Annotated in this window: 14 protein-coding genes; 7 read left to right on the forward strand and 7 right to left on the reverse strand. The window is 44.3% G+C overall.

Features of this window, described 5'->3' with window-relative positions; all coding sequences use genetic code 11:
- Positions 1–248 precede the first annotated feature (248 nt).
- From JWG44_RS04005 to JWG44_RS04015, 3 genes are read right to left on the reverse strand one after another with little or no spacing between them, the layout of a single operon-like run.
- Complete coding sequence (locus tag JWG44_RS04005; protein ID WP_205273670.1) at positions 249–980, reverse strand: succinate dehydrogenase/fumarate reductase iron-sulfur subunit; 732 nt, start codon at positions 978–980, stop codon at positions 249–251.
- A complete protein-coding gene (locus JWG44_RS04010; RefSeq protein WP_205273671.1) occupies positions 980–2,893 on the reverse strand; it encodes a fumarate reductase/succinate dehydrogenase flavoprotein subunit in 1,914 nt (637 codons plus the stop codon). Before JWG44_RS04010 ends, JWG44_RS04005 begins: the two co-directional genes overlap by 1 nt.
- An 18-nt stretch (positions 2,894–2,911) precedes the next feature.
- Positions 2,912–3,592: a succinate:quinone oxidoreductase gene (locus JWG44_RS04015; protein ID WP_205273672.1), complete on the reverse strand. Its 681-nt coding sequence runs from the start codon at positions 3,590–3,592 to the stop codon at positions 2,912–2,914.
- 273 nt (positions 3,593–3,865) lie between these two features.
- Between JWG44_RS04015 and JWG44_RS04020 the strand changes: the two genes are divergently transcribed.
- From JWG44_RS04020 to JWG44_RS04045, 6 genes are all read left to right on the forward strand, one after another.
- The gene (locus JWG44_RS04020; RefSeq protein ID WP_205273673.1) at positions 3,866–5,401 is read left to right on the forward strand and encodes an aldo/keto reductase; all 1,536 of its coding nucleotides are present in this window, start codon (positions 3,866–3,868) and stop codon (positions 5,399–5,401) included.
- Positions 5,391–5,861, forward strand: coding sequence for a DUF309 domain-containing protein (locus tag JWG44_RS04025; RefSeq protein WP_205273674.1), 471 nt, complete (start codon positions 5,391–5,393; stop codon positions 5,859–5,861). The genes JWG44_RS04020 and JWG44_RS04025 overlap by 11 nt, the downstream gene beginning before the upstream one ends.
- Entirely contained in the window at positions 5,858–6,736 is an 879-nt protein-coding gene (locus JWG44_RS04030; RefSeq protein WP_205273675.1) for an alpha/beta fold hydrolase, read from the forward strand. Before JWG44_RS04025 ends, JWG44_RS04030 begins: the two co-directional genes overlap by 4 nt.
- 206 nt (positions 6,737–6,942) lie before the next feature.
- The gene (locus JWG44_RS04035; protein WP_205273676.1) at positions 6,943–7,797 is read left to right on the forward strand and encodes an LA_0442/LA_0875 N-terminal domain-containing protein; all 855 of its coding nucleotides are present in this window, start codon (positions 6,943–6,945) and stop codon (positions 7,795–7,797) included.
- Positions 7,798–7,808: 11 nt separating this feature from the next.
- Positions 7,809–9,149 carry an LIC11996 family lipoprotein gene (locus JWG44_RS04040; RefSeq protein WP_205273677.1) on the forward strand — a complete coding sequence of 447 codons (1,341 nt, stop codon included), beginning with the start codon at positions 7,809–7,811 and terminating at the stop codon, positions 9,147–9,149.
- Between the two features lie 85 nt (positions 9,150–9,234).
- Positions 9,235–9,450 (forward strand): hypothetical protein, encoded by a 216-nt coding sequence (locus JWG44_RS04045; protein WP_069607541.1) that lies wholly within the window; start codon positions 9,235–9,237, stop codon positions 9,448–9,450.
- An 88-nt stretch (positions 9,451–9,538) separates the two neighbouring features.
- On the opposite strand, the gene JWG44_RS04050 is transcribed toward JWG44_RS04045, so the two are convergent.
- The 3 genes from JWG44_RS04050 to serA all read right to left on the reverse strand — a co-directional run bounded on the left by JWG44_RS04050 (position 9,539) and on the right by serA (position 12,550).
- Positions 9,539–9,985, reverse strand: a complete 447-nt coding sequence (locus JWG44_RS04050; protein ID WP_205273678.1) for a PaaI family thioesterase — start codon at positions 9,983–9,985, stop codon at positions 9,539–9,541.
- A 900-nt stretch (positions 9,986–10,885) separates the two neighbouring features.
- Positions 10,886–11,191 carry a PilZ domain-containing protein gene (locus JWG44_RS04055; protein WP_205273679.1) on the reverse strand — a complete coding sequence of 102 codons (306 nt, stop codon included), beginning with the start codon at positions 11,189–11,191 and terminating at the stop codon, positions 10,886–10,888.
- 135 nt (positions 11,192–11,326) lie between these two features.
- Positions 11,327–12,550 (reverse strand): phosphoglycerate dehydrogenase, encoded by a 1,224-nt coding sequence (serA, locus tag JWG44_RS04060; RefSeq protein WP_205273680.1) that lies wholly within the window; start codon positions 12,548–12,550, stop codon positions 11,327–11,329.
- A 197-nt stretch (positions 12,551–12,747) separates the two neighbouring features.
- Here serA and JWG44_RS04065 point away from each other — a divergent pair, with 197 nt between their 5' ends.
- A complete protein-coding gene (locus JWG44_RS04065) occupies positions 12,748–13,296 on the forward strand; it encodes a hypothetical protein (RefSeq protein WP_408611870.1) in 549 nt (182 codons plus the stop codon).
- Positions 13,297–13,948: 652 nt separating this feature from the next.
- Here JWG44_RS04065 and JWG44_RS04070 read toward each other — a convergent pair.
- Positions 13,949–17,626 (reverse strand): tetratricopeptide repeat protein, encoded by a 3,678-nt coding sequence (locus JWG44_RS04070; protein WP_205273682.1) that lies wholly within the window; start codon positions 17,624–17,626, stop codon positions 13,949–13,951.
- Between the last annotated feature and the right edge of the window lie 293 nt (positions 17,627–17,919).

Here is a 17,919-nt window from a genome sequence, read left to right on the forward strand (position 1 = left end):
TGTTTTATTTGCTTCCGATTTAGAATCCAATCAAATCATTTTTTGTAAGATTTTGTTTATGAAAACTGGATTGGATTTAAAAGACAAAAGGATGAACTAAGGGAATCGGAATTCAGGTATATAAACGATTGAGAATCGAATCTTCTCGATCTTGGGGAAAAAACGGTAGATTAGGGAACCCGCAAAAAAAGCCGCCTTTGTGTTAACAAGGGCGGCTTTGGATTCTTCTTTTGGATCCAAGGAGAAGTTTAAGAAAGGATAAAATCCTTGTTCATCGTCCGGATAAAATCTCTCTTGATCGATTTTGGACAAACCGCTTCGCACTCGTATTGGTTTGTGCAGTTTCCAAAACCTTCTTTGTCCATCGCGTTGATCATCTTTTTCACACGATCCTTTTGTTCGACTTTTCCCTGAGGTAAAAGACCGAGGTGTGTGATTTTTGCGGAAACAAAAAGCATCGCACTTGCATTCTTACAAGAAGCGACACAAGCCCCGCAACCGATACAAGTTGCCGCATCCATCGCGATGTCCGCATCCACTTTAGGAATCGGTAATGCGTTTGCGTCGGGAGCACCGCCGGTGTTGATGCTTACGAACCCGCCGGCTTGGATGATTCTATCAAACGCGCTTCTGTCGACGATAAGATCCTTGAGAACGGGGAAAGCTTTTGCTCTCCAAGGTTCCACATAAACGGTGTCCCCGTCTTTGAAGGAACGCATATGAAGCTGGCAAGTGGTCACTCCTTGGTGAGGACCGTGAGCCTGTCCGTTGATCATGAGGTTACAAGACCCGCAGATTCCTTCTCTACAATCGTGTTCGAAAGCGATCGGTTCCTCTCCCTTTACGATGAGTTCTTCGTTGACTACGTCCAACATCTCCAAAAAAGACATGTTCGGGGAAACGTCTTTTGCGTCGTAGTCGACGATCTTTCCCTTTTCTTCTCCGCTCTTTTGTCTCCAGACTTTGAGTTTCAGATCCATTATTTATAACTCCTTGTAGCGAGGTGAACGTTTTCGAACTCCAGTTTCTCTCTGTGTTCTGTGGGTTTTTTTCCGACTCCGTTGAATTCCCAAGCGGTCGCGTGACAGAACTTATCGTCGTCCCGTTTTGCTTCTCCTTCTTCTTGGTATTCTTCACGGAAGTGACCGCCGCAGGATTCTTCCCTGGTCAACGCGTCGAGACAGAGTAATTCTCCGAATTCCAAGAAGTCGGCGACTCTTCCCGCTTTTTCAAGCGATTGGTTTAGGTCGTTTCCGCTACCGGGAACGTTTACGTTTTGCCAGAATTCTTCTCTGATCTTAGGAATTTCCGCGATCGCTTCTTTTAAACCCTTGTCGTTACGCGCCATTCCGCATTTGTCCCACATGAGTTTCCCGAGTTGTCTATGGAAAGAATCCACGGTTCTTTTTCCTTTGATGGAAAGAAATTTTTTCGTGGTTTCTTCCGCGTCGGAAAGGGCTTTTTTTGCTTCCGGATGATCTTCGCTCGGGCGGGAATTGAATCCCGCTCCCGCAAGATAATTTCCGATCGTGTAAGGAAGAATAAAATATCCGTCCGCGAGTCCTTGCATCAAAGCGGAAGCACCAAGACGGTTCGCACCGTGATCCGAGAAGTTAGCTTCTCCGATAACGAAAAGTCCGGGAAGGTTACTCATCAAGTTGTAATCCACCCAGAGTCCGCCCATCGTGTAGTGAACCGCAGGATAAATTCTCATCGGTTGTTTGTATGGATTTTCTCCGGTGATCTGTTCATACATCTGAAAAAGGTTTTCGTAACGATCTCGAATTTTAGGTTCTCCTAATCTACGAATCGAATCGGCAAAATCCAGATACACACCTTGTCCGGATTCTCCTACACCGAGTCCCGCGTCGCAGGCTTCTTTCGCCGCGCGGGAAGCGATGTCTCTTGGAGAAAGATTTCCATAACTCGGATATTTTCTTTCCAAGTAATAATCTCTTTCGCCTTCGGGAATATCAGCAGGATTTCTTTTATCCCCTTTGCCTTTAGGAACCCAGATTCGTCCGTCGTTTCTGAGAGACTCGGACATCAGAGTCAACTTGGACTGATGATCTCCCGAAACAGGAATACAAGTCGGGTGAATTTGCGTATAACATGGGTTAGCGAAGAATGCGCCTTTTTTGTGGGCCTTCCAAGTCGCGGTTACGTTACAATTTTTTGCGTTTGTGGAAAGAAAGAAAACGTTTCCGTATCCGCCGGTTCCGAGAACGACCGCGTCCGCCATGTGAGTGGAAAGTTTTCCCGTTACGAGATCGCGAACCACGATTCCTTTTGCGTGACCGTCAACCACGATCAATTCCACCATTTCCGTTCTTGGATACATCTTTACGGCGCCGAGACCGATCTGACGGGAAAGCGCGGAATAAGCTCCTAACAAAAGTTGTTGTCCGGTTTGACCTTTTGCGTAGAAGGTTCTAGAAACTTGGGCGCCGCCGAAAGAACGATTCGCCAAATGACCGCCGTATTCTCTCGCAAAAGGAACTCCTTGTGCGACACACTGATCGATGATGTTTACCGAAACTTCGGCAAGACGATGCACGTTAGCTTCTCTCGCTCTGAAGTCCCCGCCTTTTACGGTGTCGTAGAACAATCTGTGAACGGAGTCTCCGTCGTTTTGATAATTTTTCGCCGCGTTGATCCCACCTTGAGCTGCGATACTGTGAGCTCTGCGAGGGCTGTCTTGGAAGCAGAAAGTTTTTACGTTGTATCCGAGTTCTGCGAGAGTCGCAGACGCAGACGCGCCCGCCAAACCGGAACCGACTACGATGATATCGAATTTTCTTTTGTTAGCAGGGTTTACTAATTTGATATCGGCTTTGTGATTGGACCATTTTTGTTCAATGGAGCCGCTTGGAATTTTAGAATCTAAACTCATGAAAGTTTCTCCAAAAAATTACGGATGAACGTATCCCAGCAAAATCGAAAGCGGGATAGAAGTATTGCCTATGAAAATGATCAGAGCAAAGAGGATCGCTCCCGCCTTGATCTTTCCGCTTAGGAACGGAGTGCTCAAACCCAAGGTTTGAAAAACACTGGCGACGCCGTGGCTGATATGAGACGCGAGTAAAACCATCGCGAAGATATAAGAACCGGTAACGATCGGATTTTGGAATCCGAGAATCACCATCGTAAACACGTCGTGTCTTCCTTTGGAATCGGTCATCGCAAAATGATCCGGATTGGTAACGCCTAACGTGAAGTGGAGAAGGTGGTAGGTGATAAAGGAAAAAATCAAAAGACCCGTAAGAGCCATGGTTCGGGAAGCGAGTGAAGCTTGAACCGTATTCTGTTTTGAGTAGGGAACGGGACGTGCCTTTTTGTTTTCAATTGAGAGCGTTATCGCGTAGTAGACGTGAATGATAAAGCTTACGATCAGAATGATTCTGGCTACCCAGAGAAGGGGGGCGATGTCCCTAAGCGCTTGGCCATATGCGTTGATTTTTTCTTGTCCGAGGAAGATCTGAAGATTCCCCAGCATATGAACAACAACAAAGCCGAAATAAACAAGTCCGGTTACTGCCACGAGAGTTTTTCTCCCGATGGAAGACCGGAAATATCCAGCCTTTAAATCCATTTCATTTTCTCCTGTTTGATTGGTGGAAAGAATTCATCGAAAAATTTGTATGATTCGAAAAAGATGGGCCGAGGCTCAACTTCTCTTAAATTAGGGTAAAAAAGCGAGTTATGACGAAAAGCATTTTTATTTTGAAGGTGAAAAATTGATACTCGAACCGAAAGTTATTAAGATTGTTTCTCAATTAGAAATCGATTTGCGAACATTCGTTCTTCCTTTTTGCTTTGTGCAATGCGTAACAAAAGGTGAACCGAAACAAACGGGGATAAAAATATGAATTCATCCGATCCATTCCAAAATCTCTATCAAAAATCCATACGAAACGGAAGTGCGACTCCCGAAGCTACTAAAGAATATTTCGAACATTCTCCGCTTCAAAAAAAATATAAGGAGGGGAAGAATCTCCTAAATCCTTATTTCACCTTTCGCGGAAGAATTCTTTCGAGGATCGCCTTTGGATGTTATCGAGTGGGGCTCGAATCTCCCGAACACAAAAAGGCTCTCGAACTTTCCTTTCAAGAAGGTTTTAACGTCGTCGATACTTCTTCCAATTACGGGAACGGGGAAAGCGAAAGTCTCGTCGGCCGGGTGCTCGCCGCGAAGATCGAAAGCGGAGAATTAAAACGCGAAAACGTTTTTATGATCACGAAGTCGGGTTATATCCAAGGAAAAAATCTACAGATCGTTTCCGAACTCGAAAAGACCAATCGAGGATTTCCGGAGATAACTTATTATCAGGAAGGATGTTATCACTGCATTCATCCCGAGTTTTTAGAAGATCAGCTTGCACGTTCTCTCAAACGACTGGGTCTTGAAACCGTGGACGTCTTTTTACTCCACAATCCTGAATACTTTCTCATGGATCGAGAGAAGCATAACGTTCCTGAGACAAAGGCAAAAGAAGAATATTACAAAAGAATCAAGAACGCCTTTGTATTCCTGGAACAAAAAAGAAAAGAAGGTAAGATTCAATTTTATGGAATTTCTTCCAATACCTTTCCCGAAAATCCAGAGAAATACACGGCGACTTCTCTGTTGAAAGTTTTAGATCTTGCAAAAGAAGTCCGGACTGAGCTTGGTTTGGAAGAATCCGGTTTTGCGGTCGTTCAGTTTCCGGCCAATCTATTGGAAAGCGGATTCTTAGAAAAAAAGTTCGATGGAAAATCCCTGATCGAGATCATCGAAAGCAACGGACTTCTGCCCCTCGTCAATCGACCTCTCAACGCGATTTCGAGTCAGGGAAGTATCTTCCGTTTGTCTTACGATCCGAAAGAAAGTCAGGACGAAGAATTAAAAAACATCAAAGGAAAATTGGACGCCGTTTATTTTTGGGAAGAAGAATTTTTGCAGATCCTGCCGCCCGGTTCTTTCAAATACACATTTCGCACGGTGACGGAACCGTATTTAAACCAATTTCAAAATCAGGATCACCTAACTCAGTTTTTGGAGAGAACCGTGATTCCGATCCTGCAACAGTTGATCGCTCAGATCGAGAGGATCGCGGGAAATCAAAAACAAACCGAATATATCGAAAGACTCAACGAGGCGCTTCCCCTTCTGGAAAAATACGTTCATTTTCACAATATCCAAAATTCTCATATACTCTATGAGAAAATCGTAAAGTTCTATCCTCAGTATCAGGGCTGGAATCTTTCCGGAACGGCCCTGCACTTACTCCATTCTTCCCTAAAAGAAGGAGTTGTACTTTTGGGAATGCGGAAAAAATCGTATGTCCAAGACGCGGAAACGTCTTTTTCCGCTCCCCTGACTACGATTCAAGAAAAGGATTGGAAACAGTTTGAAGTTTGATCCTGAAATTGTCGCCCTTTTTGACGTGATCACCGCGACTTCCGATCCCGAAAAAACCGTGGACTTCGCTTATCAAAACGGTGAAAGACTTTTTAGAGAAGGCAAATACTTCGAGGCTCACGAGGTTTTTGAGTTTCAATGGAAGAAAGATTTTGGTCCGAGAAAAACTTTTTTACAGGGACTCATACAACTTTCGGTTTCCCTTCATAAAATATTCGTCAAACCCAACGGGCGAGGTTCCAGGATGCAGGCTTCAAAGGCCAAGGAAAAGTTGGAAACGGTTTTACATTCTCCCGTGTTAAGCGAAGTCGGTAGACGAGAAACGTTAGACCTGCTTTCGGCTTTGGATAAAATTTTGGAGCTCTACGACGGAGACGAACTTCTGATCGAAAAAGTTTCTACTTTCAGCATTCCGACCATTCCGAAAGACTGGCGAGAATTATTTAAGGTACATCCATGAGCAAAATCGAAAGCGGTTTTTTTCAATCCGGAGGTTATAACCTCGCCTATAAAATTCATAAGAACTCAAAAAAAAACGCACTTCTTCTTTTTCACGGATTTCAGGACGCGTCAGACACCTTTCTCTATCAGTTTCCATTCTTATCCCAACATTTCGATATATATCGTTTTGATTATAGAGGTCACGGAGACTCCGATTGGCTTCGGGAAGGAAACTATCATTTTATCCAAACGCTCGTGGACGTAAAAACGTTTATCTCTTCGTTTCTTCCCGAGAAGTTCCATATTCTGGGGCATTCCATGGGAGGCGGAATCGGAGCTCGTTTTGCGGGGATTTATCCGGAGAGAATCCGAAGTCTTGTTTGTCTGGAAGGGTTTATGTCGATCCAAAACCCCGAATTCGAAAAAAAACGTCTAAAGGCTTGGCTCGACACGATCGAAAACAACGAGGTCGGGACCAAGGATCGAAAGAACAAAACTTTTTCGAGCCTAGACGAAGTCGCGTCGCGTCTCAAACCCGTTTATCCAAGACTGGATTTTTCTAAGATTCGGGATCTCGCGGAATATCTCACAAAAAAAACGGATCAGGGTTTTCAATGGAAAAACGATCCCTTATACAAACGTGGTTTCCCCTTTGTTTTTTCTCCGTATCTGACGCGCCATCTTTGGGAATGTATCGATTCTCCCACCTTGATCATCTACGGGAAAGAAACCCATTTGATGCCTGAAAATCGGGAAGAAATTCTTTCCCACTTTAAACATCTGGAATATATCGAAATGGAGAATGCAGGTCACAACATGCATCACGATCAACCGGAAACGCTGGAGAAATTGTTAAGCGCATTCTACAAAAAACACGGTCTGATTTTCGATTAGAATTCGTTTATTTTTAGACAAATTTGTTTTCCAATGCTTCAAGTTGCTTCCGCTTTGATCAAGGGTCGTTTTTGTCAATGGAAATAACCTAACCGTATTTCTAAAAAGTAATTGATAGGAGACGTCAAAATCGTATATCATCTGAGGAATTGAATTTTTATTCTTGAAATCATTCGTATTTTTCCTTTATCAAAACGGAGATCATTTTGAAGAAATTTACATACTCCTCATTCCTCTTTTTGTTTCTTTTTTTATTTTCGCAGTCGCTTTGGAGTGCTCAGACGATTCTCCTCAAAAACGGAACTTCGATCAAAGGAGACGTTACGGGACAAAACGAGAAAAATATCATAGTCCGCCTAACGGACGGAACGATGAAAACGATTTCCAAAAAGACAATTTTGAAAGTGGTCTACCGGGACGTGAATGAAGAAGAAGCAAAACGTATTCGTTTGGAAGAGGAAAAAAAACTAAAAGAAGCCAAATCCGCCGAGGAGAAAAAACAAATCGAGGAAGAGGCGATCGTAACAAAACCGGACTTCAAATCGAATCGTCTCGGAGATCGAAATCGTTGGAGTCTTGTTTGGCGATCGGCGGTTTTACCCGGCTGGGGCCACTACAAAGCCGATAGAAAAAAGACGGCCTATGTTTACGGAACACTTTTTTGGACCGGAATCGCCGCGACTTTCACCGCCGCCCAGAAAGTGACTCAGACCAAAGCGGATTACGACCAGGCAAGTTTAAACGCTCAGATCCTGGGAGGAAACAGTCCTTTTTTGGCGGGACAGATTCTTACCAATGGAAAGAGGGAAAGTTACAAAAAGGCGATCGACGAGTATCAACAGATCTCGACTGCGACCGCGGTTCTTTATCTGATTCAACTGGCTCATGTTTATTATACGGGGATTTCTTGGGAACAAGAGGAAGTCGCTCTGACTCCGCAAGGTTCGATTCTCAAAAAAGGACTTCAGATGGATTCTATGAGAGAATTTAATTCCATAGAATCCAGCGTCAACTCTACGGTCGGCTGGAGAGCCGAGGCAAGATACAATTGGTTTTTTTAATGGAGAGACTTATGAAACGCTGGATTATCATGCTTCTGATCCTGGGCAATGCTCATTGTTATAAATTCGAGGAGAGTCCTTTGGATCCGAACGGTATTTTCGGAATCCTACGTTCTCTTTTCGGAGGCGATCAATTCGGTTATACGGATTTTATGAAAAACTCGTTTTATTCTTTTAAGAAAGCGGGTACGAATACTTACATTTCTTACGCGAGAAGAACTTTCGACGGTTCGAGTGATTCCAGAAATCGGGTCGATCTGATCATCGCAAATGAAAATACCACCGATCTAATTCCGACTAACATTCCCGTGGTGGGAGCTCAGTCTGCAGATATGATCGGTTACGGTTACAATCCGTCCAACGCGAGTAACAAATATTCCATTCTTTTCGAACAGGCTTCGTCCGAGGGGCTTGGAAATTTAACCTATCAATACTATTACTGGTCGGGCTCCGTCCTACCTACGGCTGGAAGTCGGATGACTTTTGTAAAAATCGATCCTGCGATTCCCGGTGAAAAGATCGTCGGTTTTGGAACCTACAATGTGGGAGCGGCTGAAAAAGCGGTTTTTTGCGAAAAAATTTGGCCGAGTGGAACGGTAAGCTGTCATAACGTAAACAGCGATTTTTCGAATCGTCTTACGATTGCCGGTGTTCCTCCCACCCAGTGTTTGTCGGTGGGGAACAATCTTGCGGTTGGTTGGTGCGCGGATTCGATACCGGCATCGAGTCTTTCTATGTATTCTACGGACGGATCTGCGGCCGCGTTTGGTGCGCCGGCTATCATGGCTTTGCCGGCCAATTATAAAACGGCGCCTTACAATACTTTTTTGGGAAATTTCAACTTCGACGTTCCGAATGACTTTTCGGAATCCCATTTTATCGAACACAACACGGGTTCGATTCGTATCACAACGGTTCCGGGAGATCTTAGTTCGATTGCGACCGTGATCGTTCCCGGAAGCGGGGAACAAGCGATCATTTCCGTGGGTGGAATCTTTGATACGGATGTCATTTATCCGGTACGTTCCTTTCAGGTAGGAACATCGACCTATCTTTCCTTTGTGACGACTAATTCTCAAGGAGGATCGTCCTCCTATTCTTTTAGAACTACGGATGCCGGAGTAAACTGGACCCCGGTAGGATTCGGCGGTTTGGCGTTTCCGACATCCACGTTTTCGAATGATCCCGTAATGAGCTACACATCCACCTTTGGGAGTTTTGGCACGAATTCGGGAACCGAAAAAATTCATATTTTTATCAACTTGGAAGGCGACGCTATGAAACGTTATGTGTCTTCGAATCTTGGATCATCATGGACTTTGCAGGAAACGATTACTCCTAGTTCGGAATAAAAAAAATTCTGTCTCATTGGAAAAAAAGCTTGTACTTTGACGCCCGTCCTAGAACATCCTTTCAACAATTTTAAAGGAAGTTTCCATGCAAGAACAAGCGGCAAAGTTTAAGAGCCAGTTAGAAAGATACATCAACTATCGCGGGATCGATATCGTCCTGCATCTCAAAGACGGGTCTCGCGTGGAATTGGATCGTAATCGTAAATTGGTCGGCGAACAAATCGTCTATTTCCCGACTAAGAATCTGACTAGCGCCGTGGAGCTCGCGAGTATCAGTCGCGCCGAGTTTTTCGTAGCTTAGAATTTTATAAAATTCTGAATCGATGGGAAGAGGAGGCCGTAAGATGCGCCTCCTTCGCTTAACATTTCCGCTAATAGGAAATCGGTTTTTAGTCTTCGAATTTTACGACCCAGATGGAAAGCAGTTCTGCGACTAAATCTCCTTCCGGATCGATCGACTTAGAGATTAAACGAACCGTGGAACGTTTTTGTTCAATGATTTCGCTAAAAATCTTAATTTTCCCGAACGTTACACTTTTCCTATATTTGATTTCGGCGGTTCCGGTCGCCATAAACTTACATTTCCTTCCCGTGGATTTGATCCACGCCGCCATAGCCGCACCTGCGGAACTATCCATCGCCGCAAAAAGGGCCGCTCCGTGAACGATCTTCACGGGGTTGTGAAAAGTTTCGTCCACTTCGATTTCATACTCACTTTTACCGGGGCTTGCTTGAAGAGCTTTGTATCCGAGTTTTCGTGAGAATGTATCCTGACTCTGAAAATAGGGAATAAACTCCGGAGAATTTACGTCCGGCATTGATTGAAAGGGATTCATCTTAGTTGATAACTTCTTTCGAAGCCGAAGCATTGTCAACGCTGACGGATGAATTCTTTCATTTTATAAACTTTTATTAATTTGTTATTCAAATCATTTCTATCGACTGAAAAAAAGGAAATCAAAACTAATTTGTGTTAGGTGAATTTTTTCTTTGGAGATAGAATCGGATATTTTTTGAAAGGATCTTTTTTACGAATTCGTTTTTATAAAGGAGCAGTTTTTATTTCCGTAACTTCTTTGACGGAATTTCGAAGGATCGAATCGAGGCACGAAGATGCGAATTTTTGTTTTTAAGAATTTGGGAATGATCCATTCGAATCGGAAATCGGCGGAGAATTAGAATTTCCGAAAGGAGACGGCTTTTGATTTAAGAAATAGAAAATTCAAATTTTTGCATGTATTTTTGTTTCCATTAAATTTGAATCCGTCTTAATTTTTTGGGCATTCGATTGTTTGCTCGCTCGATTGAGAAGTTTTCCTTGCTGATGGAGAACACAATGGAACAAGTAAAAAATAGGAAATCCGAAAATGAGGGCGGAAGAAGTCGACCTTTGTTTTAGTCTTAAAAATGGAAATCCTGATTTTATTTTTGTCGGACCAAAAAAAACCGTATAAATTCTTAGATGGAAACTTGAAAAAGCTCCTTGGAACGAATTGGTTGGATTTGTAGGATATCTTACAAAAAGGAAATTCTTTCAGATGTTCTTATTTCCCTTTTAGGATTCCGCCGGATTTTTAAAAGGGAATTTCCTTACGGATTCTCCCGACGAGATTCCATTCCTACATTTTCAAAAGAATCATAAAGGAAACAAAAATCTCATTTTCTTTGCAATTCTCTCTTTGAAGGGAAATATCGTAGGAACTCCGCTTGATTGCGAAATCTTCAGGATTCTAAGATCAAGAAAGATCTCGAATCAGCTCCTCGATTTCCTGGACCTTATTAAAGTCCTTTTCCGTATAGTTTAGATAGAGATCGTATTCCGATCCTGAAATTTTTTCGCATCGGATGACCTTTACAGGGACTTGAATGGCCCCGGAAAGGCTGATCGTTCCGAGTTTGAGTTCCAAAACCGTGCCCGGTTCCACCGGAGAATCGGTTCTATGGAGCAGACCTTTCAGAATATTCTCAGACAGCCGGAGACTCTGATCGGCCAGTTCGTTCAGATAAACGGTAATTGTGTTGGGAATTCTGTTATAGTGCATGGCACAATGATAGAGCATCCCCGCATAAGAAAGCAAGTAAAATTCAAAAAATTCTTTCTTGTGACCTATGAATTTTATATTACATTTCCATTATATTTTCTTTTTGGCAATTTGCTTTTACCAAAGGCACTTTGTTCAGTAAAGAATCCGAGTTTTGATCGAAAAAGGGTGTTTTTCGATTTTTTCTTTGAGTTCGTCTCCGATACTTTTGTCGATCACCATGGAAAGATATCCGATTTCCGCGCTTGTACCTAAGTGCTGAGAACTGATATTCGCTCCGATTTCCGAAACCATCGAGTTGATATCTTTCAAAAATCCAGGTTGGTTTTTATGAACGTTCAAAATTCTATACTGCCCGGAGGGAAGCGCTGTGATTTCGAGATTCGGAAAGTTTACGGAGAATGTAGTAGACCCGTTGTTTATAAATTTCACGAGTTTGCTTGCGACTTCGGAGCCGATATTCCTCTGAGCTTCTTCCGTACTTCCTCCGATATGAGGAGTTAGAATGACGTTAGGCAGGTTTTGCATCGGCGTTAGAAACGGATCGTTGTTGGATTCGGGTTCTTCCGGAAATACGTCGATTCCAGCGCCGGCAATATGCCCGGACTTGATCGCGTCTGCGAGGGCTTCCAAGTCCACAACTTTCCCGCGAGAAAGGTTGATCATATACGCGCCTTTTTTGGTGACTTCGATTTCCTTTTTTCCGTAGAGATTCATCGTTTCGGTTGTCTCGGGAACGTGAAAGGAGATAAAGTCCGAGTTTCTCAAGAGTTCTTGATAACTTGCGGCGGGCATTGCGTTTCCGAGGGGAAGCACGGTCTGAACGTCAAAGTAGATCACTTTCATTCCCATAGCTTCCGCTAAAACTGAAACCTGACTTCCGATATGCCCGTATCCGACGATTCCTAAGGTTTTGCCTCGGACCTCGAAACAATTTTTTGAGATCTTATTCCAGATTCCGGAATGGGTATTGCGGATGTGATCCGGAACTCTTCTCGCGAGCATGATGACTTCGGAGATCACAAGTTCCGCTACGGATCTTGTGTTCGAATAGGGCGCGTTGAAAACCGGAATTCCTTTTTTTTCGGCTCCGTTCAGGTCGACTTGATTGGTTCCGATGCAGAAACAGCCGATCGTAAGAAGGCGTTTTGCCTTTTCGAGAACCGGAGCGGTTACGTTTGTTTTGCTTCGAATTCCGAGAACGTGAATGTTTTCGATTTCGTTTAGGAGTTCCTTCTCCGAAAAGGCGGCAGGAAGAAGGCGGACGTTAAAACCGTCGTTTTTAAAAAGATTAAAAGCGTCCTGGTGGACGTTTTCAAGAAGAAGGACGTTGATCTTATCTTTTGGAAATGAAATCATAAGTACCTACCAGGGTTTCAAGAGTGGGCTTCTCTGAAAATTGAATTTTTCATGGACGGATTTTGGAATCGGATTTCGAACTCGGCTCTTCGGTTTTGGGTAGGTTTTGAGGGCCGGCCTCGGAAAATCGAGGTTTTGAATTCTTATGGAATTTTCTTTCAAAACGTGGCTCTTTCGAAAAACTGGGGAAAAATCCTTTGGGGGTCCCTTTGAAGACTCGAATCGTATCCATTCTTTTCTCTGTCTTACTTTTTAACGGAATTTCCTGCTCCTCTGCGAACGTTCTCCAGACACCGGAACCCGCGCTCGAACAAGTTCTTTTTTACACGGATCCCCTTTGTCCGGGTTTTCACTTTTTTTGTTCTCAGGGTGATACCAAATCGATGAACTTTCGAGGTGTTTATAAGAATTCCTCCGGAGAAAAATCTCTCTTTTTGGATTACTATCTTAGTTCCTTCGAGGTTAGTTTTCCGATCGGGGTTTCGATTCAATTGGACGGGACTTGGTACAATTTGAGAAAGGTCGGGACCGACTATTCGGATTCTATGAGAATTTCTTCTTCGATTCCATTGGAGCTTGTGGATCGAATTCTAAAAGCTAAAGAAATTACGTTTAGTTTTTCTTCTCGTGAAAAGACCGCCAATCAACTTTTTTCTTCGAGAGACGCTTCCCGCTTTCAAACTCTCCTAAAAAATCTTCGGGAAAGATTGGACGCTCAGTCAAAATTGAATATTCTGAATCCTTAATATGTCTTCGGACATTTTGTTCGATAAGGGTTTTTGCGTTGAAATACTGTTTTTGAAATAGAATCGAATGAGTCGGGTTCTACAAAGTTCCCGGAACGGAGAATTCAGTCCGTTTGCTCCATCCAATCGTCTTTTGCCAAGGAAAGCTTCGATCGATTTGTCAACTTGTAGGATGTCTTACACTTTTATTTTGTAATTTCGTTCTGAGTGGATGCGGATTGAAAGTTCGACTTCAAGAACTTATCGAAGGTTTGATTTGTCGGACAAAAGTTCGCAGAGTCGATCGCATTCGCATCATGACCTTACTCGCAAGTGGACTGAATCTTTCAAAGAATTTGTCGTAACAACGACGTTCCTCCGTGAAAGTCGCCCGCCCCGCCCTGCGGCGCGATCCTTAGAGAGCGGGGCGCTGAGTTTTTTGGGTGGAGGGGCGGGTGGTGGAAGGCTCCAGGCGACTTTGCTCTATCAGAAAATCACTCTTTTTGCAAGTAAGAAGTCTCGAATGTAGGAACTCCTACAAAAATTTTGATTGGGACTCTTGTTGACTCCCAATACTTTTTTCAACTTGTCGGAGAGGTTAGGATAGAATCCGTCCAGCGTCATCAGCTTTGGACGGATCGAATTCTTGAGTAAAACGAAGGCGTAGGATGTCCTATTCTCTGACTAATTTTTTCACGCTGTCCAAGGTGGGAGAAAGCCAGTCTTCCAAAAGTGGGTCTTGTCCGATCGCTTCTTTCTTAAACATAAGGTCTTTGTTGGACATTGCAATTTCCGAAACCTCGTTGATCTTTCTCGCGGTTTCAATCGCCTTCCAATAGTGTTTTAGGGCTTCGGCCGTATTCCCTTGTTTTTCATAAACCGCACCGATATTGTTATAAGCCGCCACCAAGGTCTGATAGACTTCCTGGTGATACGGATCATCCGGTTTTGGGAGTCCCATATTGAGAAGTTTTTCTTCCATGTCGTCTTGGACCTTGAGATAGTTTCCAAGACTTGCTTTGTATTGACCGGTATAATAGAATGCGTTTGCTTTTCCCATAAGAAGGGTGGAATGATTGTATTCGTCTTCGTCCTCAAAACCGGACCATTCGTTTAAGGAAGCGGCGAAATCTCCGCTCATATAATCCACCCATCCTTTGAAGTAGCGAAGTTCTCTTTGGATTCCCGCGGGAAGAGGGGTTCTCCATCGACGAATGAGCGTGAATTCTTTTTCATTCGTTTGAACGGCTTCCGCTTTGGTAAATCCTTCCAAAGAATTTTTGAGTTCCATCGATCTTGTCTTCGCGACGGAATCCATCGCGGTTCTTGCGCGGAAAGGGTAAATTTTTCTTCCGGGGAATTCGGTGATCTTATCGTTTTCGTTGATTCCCGCCGCCGAGAGATATTGGATCCTCGCCTTGTCGAAATAGATTCTTCCTACGTTTCCTTGGATCAGGGTTTCGTCTTCTTCCCTAGCGCCGTAACTTTGTTTGAAGTTTTCAAAACGTTGGACCGCTTCGTTTAACAATTTGTCGGCTTCCCCAAAGTTTGCGAGACGAATCGCGTTTTCCGCGAGCTCGGTCGCGGCTAAGTAGTGGGCAGGGTCGAGTGTGGCCGCTTTTTCAAAAAATCTTCTTGCTTGGATCGATTCTTTGATTGAGGCAAAGTATCTACCTCTTTGATAGTATCCTTCCGCGTAATCGGCTCCGTCTCTTTCGACTCCGGTCACCGAATCCTCTTCCGTCTTGTGATAGATCAGATCCAAAATTTCCAGAGCGTTGTCGTTGACTTCCATTCCGGAAACCTGATCGACCGGATTGATATTATAACGAATTCTCAATTCTTTCTTATTCAAATCCGTATAAAAAGAAGCGAGTTTGGAAAGAACATAGAGTGAAAGTTTTTTCTCAATGTCTAAGTTGTTTTTGATCTGTCTGTGATGATTGATCACGAACTGGGGATTTCCGTCCTCTTTCCACATTTCGATATAAGTGGAGAGTAGGCCGCCTTGGCCGACCGGACTGGAAGGATCGATTTCGACGATCTTATTGTAAAAAGAAGCGGCCTTTCCAAATTCTCTTCGATTGTAATAGATCTTCGCGATTCCGGCCGTCGATTCTTCGTCGTAGGGTTCGTTTCCGTCCGTGTAGACCTGTTTGTAAAAGTTGATCGCGAGCTGGTCGTTTTTGTATCTCCCACCGCCTAACGAAGATTCGGTGAAGGAAGGCATGATGGAGGAATGAAATCTTCCCAAATTCTTATAAGTCATATTGTCGTGGGTCTGTTTTTCCAGACGCATCACGATATAAGCCCCGGCCTTCAGAATTTTTCTCTGGATTCCGTCTTGCGCGAGGAGAATCATTCGATTCTCATTTCCGATCTTTCCCGCGATCGGTAGTTTTCCGTTATCCCAGATTTGGCCTTTGGCGAGTGCGATGATGGGAACCTTTTCCCTTTTGTCCCAGGCGTTGGAGGCGGATTCTTCGGAACCGGCTCCGAAGTCGGGGCTGACCTTACCGAATAGTTTTTCAAAACCGCGATCGTATTCTTCCACACGAGTGTATTCTACGCCGTAGAGATTGAGATACTTGAGGTGATTCGGAAGAATGTTTTCTCCTCTTGCAAAAGCTTCCTCGGCTTCGAAGAATTTTTTCTTACGAACTTCGCTGTTTTTTGGATAAGCACCCGCTTCTCGAATGAGAGTCAGACCTTGATCGTAATACTGAGCCGCTTGGTTCGGGATGATAAAGTTTCTGTAAAGGAGAGTTCCGCCGACGATCAAAAAAATGGCGGCGGCGATTCCAAAGACGGTTCTTCGAATCGCTTTTTTTTGTCTCTGCAATCCTTCCTTTGTATAAAGGGGATCGGTTGAAATGATCGGAACTCCGTCTTTGGAGAATCCGCTTCCCCTTTGGGAAATCGAGATCGTTTCTCCCAAAACTCCGGAAAGAAAATCCGCGATTTCATCCGGAGAACTTTCGATTTTGATCAATTCCAAAAGACCTTTTTGGTCTCTCGGGGTCATTCGATCCTGAACGATCGCATCGATTACCGCTCGGCGAAGAACGGGCGGATAACGGAGAATTTCTTTTTGGATGATTGCAAGTTCTTCGTCTTTGAGACCTTTGTCGATTTCCTGTTTTTCTTCGCTCGCGAGTCCTTGTAGATCGGCTTCAAGACCAAACGAACTTCCAGAGTCGTAGTCGTCGCTTCCGGAATCACTATCCAGATCCGGACTGAAAGAATCAAAGGAAGAATCGGCTCCACCTGGAATATCGGATAACGTATCTTCTTCCGAGGAAGGGACAAAATCCGCAAACGGATCTTCCGATGCGGTGGACGAAGAAGTAAGATCGGAGAATGGATCTTGTCCGGGAGAACCTAAGTCGCCGAAGTCTGCGAATGGATCGGTCTCGGCGGAAGAGGGGCCGGCATCCGCAGGTTGACTGAAAAAATCATCGTCTCCTCCCGCGGGTTCGGATGGAGAGGAGATAAAATCGTCAAAGGAATCTCCGCCACCGGAAGCCTCCGGGGTGGACAAACCGAAATCATCTCCCGCGTCTAAGCCGGATCCGAGATCAGCAAACGGATCGGCCTCGCCGTCCGGTGTAGAAGTGAATGAGTCCATTCCTGCAAAGGGATCCGTTTCGTCCGAAGAAGAAGGAGCTCCAAAGTCGCTTCCTCCAAACGGATCGGCTTCGGGAGATTCCGAACCTGCGCCAAGGTCGGCAAATGGATCGGCTTCCGGAGAGGTTTCCCCGTCGGCGGTCATCTCGTCCAAACCTGCAAAAGGATCCGCAGATTCGCCGCTTGTTGGAATTTCTTCCTCTCCAAAGGAAAGATCATCGCTCGCGGTCGGCGTTGTTTCCGGAGGAAGTCCAAAATCTCCAAACGGATCGGCATCGTCGGAACTTACGTCCGAGCTGGGTTCTGAATCCATTCCAAAATCCGCAAACGGATCCGTTTCTCCCGAATCGGGGGAAGGTAAAGGTTCGACGTCAAAGTCGTCGCTGTCGTCTGCGGGCGGAGTCTGAGAAGGTTCGGCTAAGAGTTCGTCTAAATCGATATCATCGTCTTCGATGATTTTGGATTTGGGTCTTTCGAGTGTAGGAGGTCCTTCCTCATCTTCATCGCCAAAGTCTTCCGAATCGGAAGGAGGCTCCGGCGTAGTGTCTTCCTCTTCTTCCTCGTCGGAGGAGACTGGGCTTCCATATCCCATCTTTTCACGAAAGACGGAGAGCATAGGATTGAGCTCTTCCGAAATATCCGGATTCTTGGAAAGAGGCTGGAGAATAGAACGTATTTGTTCTAATTCCGCTTCCTTGAGTGGGGTAGAATTCGCCTCTGCCATGATATCCTGCTAAATACTATCGGAATCCTTGGAAATTCTCCAATGAAAAAACTCTTTCGGGTGAAAAGGAAAATCCGAGAGAAACGATCTGAAACCGATTCCATTTCTACCGTTCTCCTTTCTTTTGGACGAAGAATTTCGATCCCTCGGGAAAGAGTTCGAAATCGATTTTTCTGAACTCGGTTTTTGTTACAGCTCCTACAAAAGTCCGATCTTCCGAGAAAAGGAAATTTTCAATCCCAAAGGAAGAATCCGATTTTTCACACAAAGACGAGTTTTAAGAATGGGATTTC

The sequence above is a fragment of the Leptospira ainazelensis genome, from assembly GCF_016918785.1.
Lineage (GTDB): Bacteria > Spirochaetota > Leptospiria > Leptospirales > Leptospiraceae > Leptospira > Leptospira ainazelensis.

Coding starts and splice junctions, on each gene's coding strand:
- JWG44_RS04040 (WP_205273677.1), top strand. CDS start 7,809: ATGAAACGCTGGATTATCATGCTTCTGATCCTGGGCAATGCTCATTGT.
- JWG44_RS04005 (WP_205273670.1), bottom strand. CDS start 980: ATGGATCTGAAACTCAAAGTCTGGAGACAAAAGAGCGGAGAAGAAAAG.
- JWG44_RS04030 (WP_205273675.1), top strand. CDS start 5,858: ATGAGCAAAATCGAAAGCGGTTTTTTTCAATCCGGAGGTTATAACCTC.
- JWG44_RS04055 (WP_205273679.1), bottom strand. CDS start 11,191: ATGCACTATAACAGAATTCCCAACACAATTACCGTTTATCTGAACGAA.
- JWG44_RS04010 (WP_205273671.1), bottom strand. CDS start 2,893: ATGAGTTTAGATTCTAAAATTCCAAGCGGCTCCATTGAACAAAAATGG.
- JWG44_RS04045 (WP_069607541.1), top strand. CDS start 9,235: ATGCAAGAACAAGCGGCAAAGTTTAAGAGCCAGTTAGAAAGATACATC.
- serA (WP_205273680.1), bottom strand. CDS start 12,550: ATGATTTCATTTCCAAAAGATAAGATCAACGTCCTTCTTCTTGAAAAC.
- JWG44_RS04020 (WP_205273673.1), top strand. CDS start 3,866: ATGAATTCATCCGATCCATTCCAAAATCTCTATCAAAAATCCATACGA.
- JWG44_RS04050 (WP_205273678.1), bottom strand. CDS start 9,985: ATGAATCCCTTTCAATCAATGCCGGACGTAAATTCTCCGGAGTTTATT.
- JWG44_RS04015 (WP_205273672.1), bottom strand. CDS start 3,592: ATGGATTTAAAGGCTGGATATTTCCGGTCTTCCATCGGGAGAAAAACT.
- JWG44_RS04070 (WP_205273682.1), bottom strand. CDS start 17,626: ATGGCAGAGGCGAATTCTACCCCACTCAAGGAAGCGGAATTAGAACAA.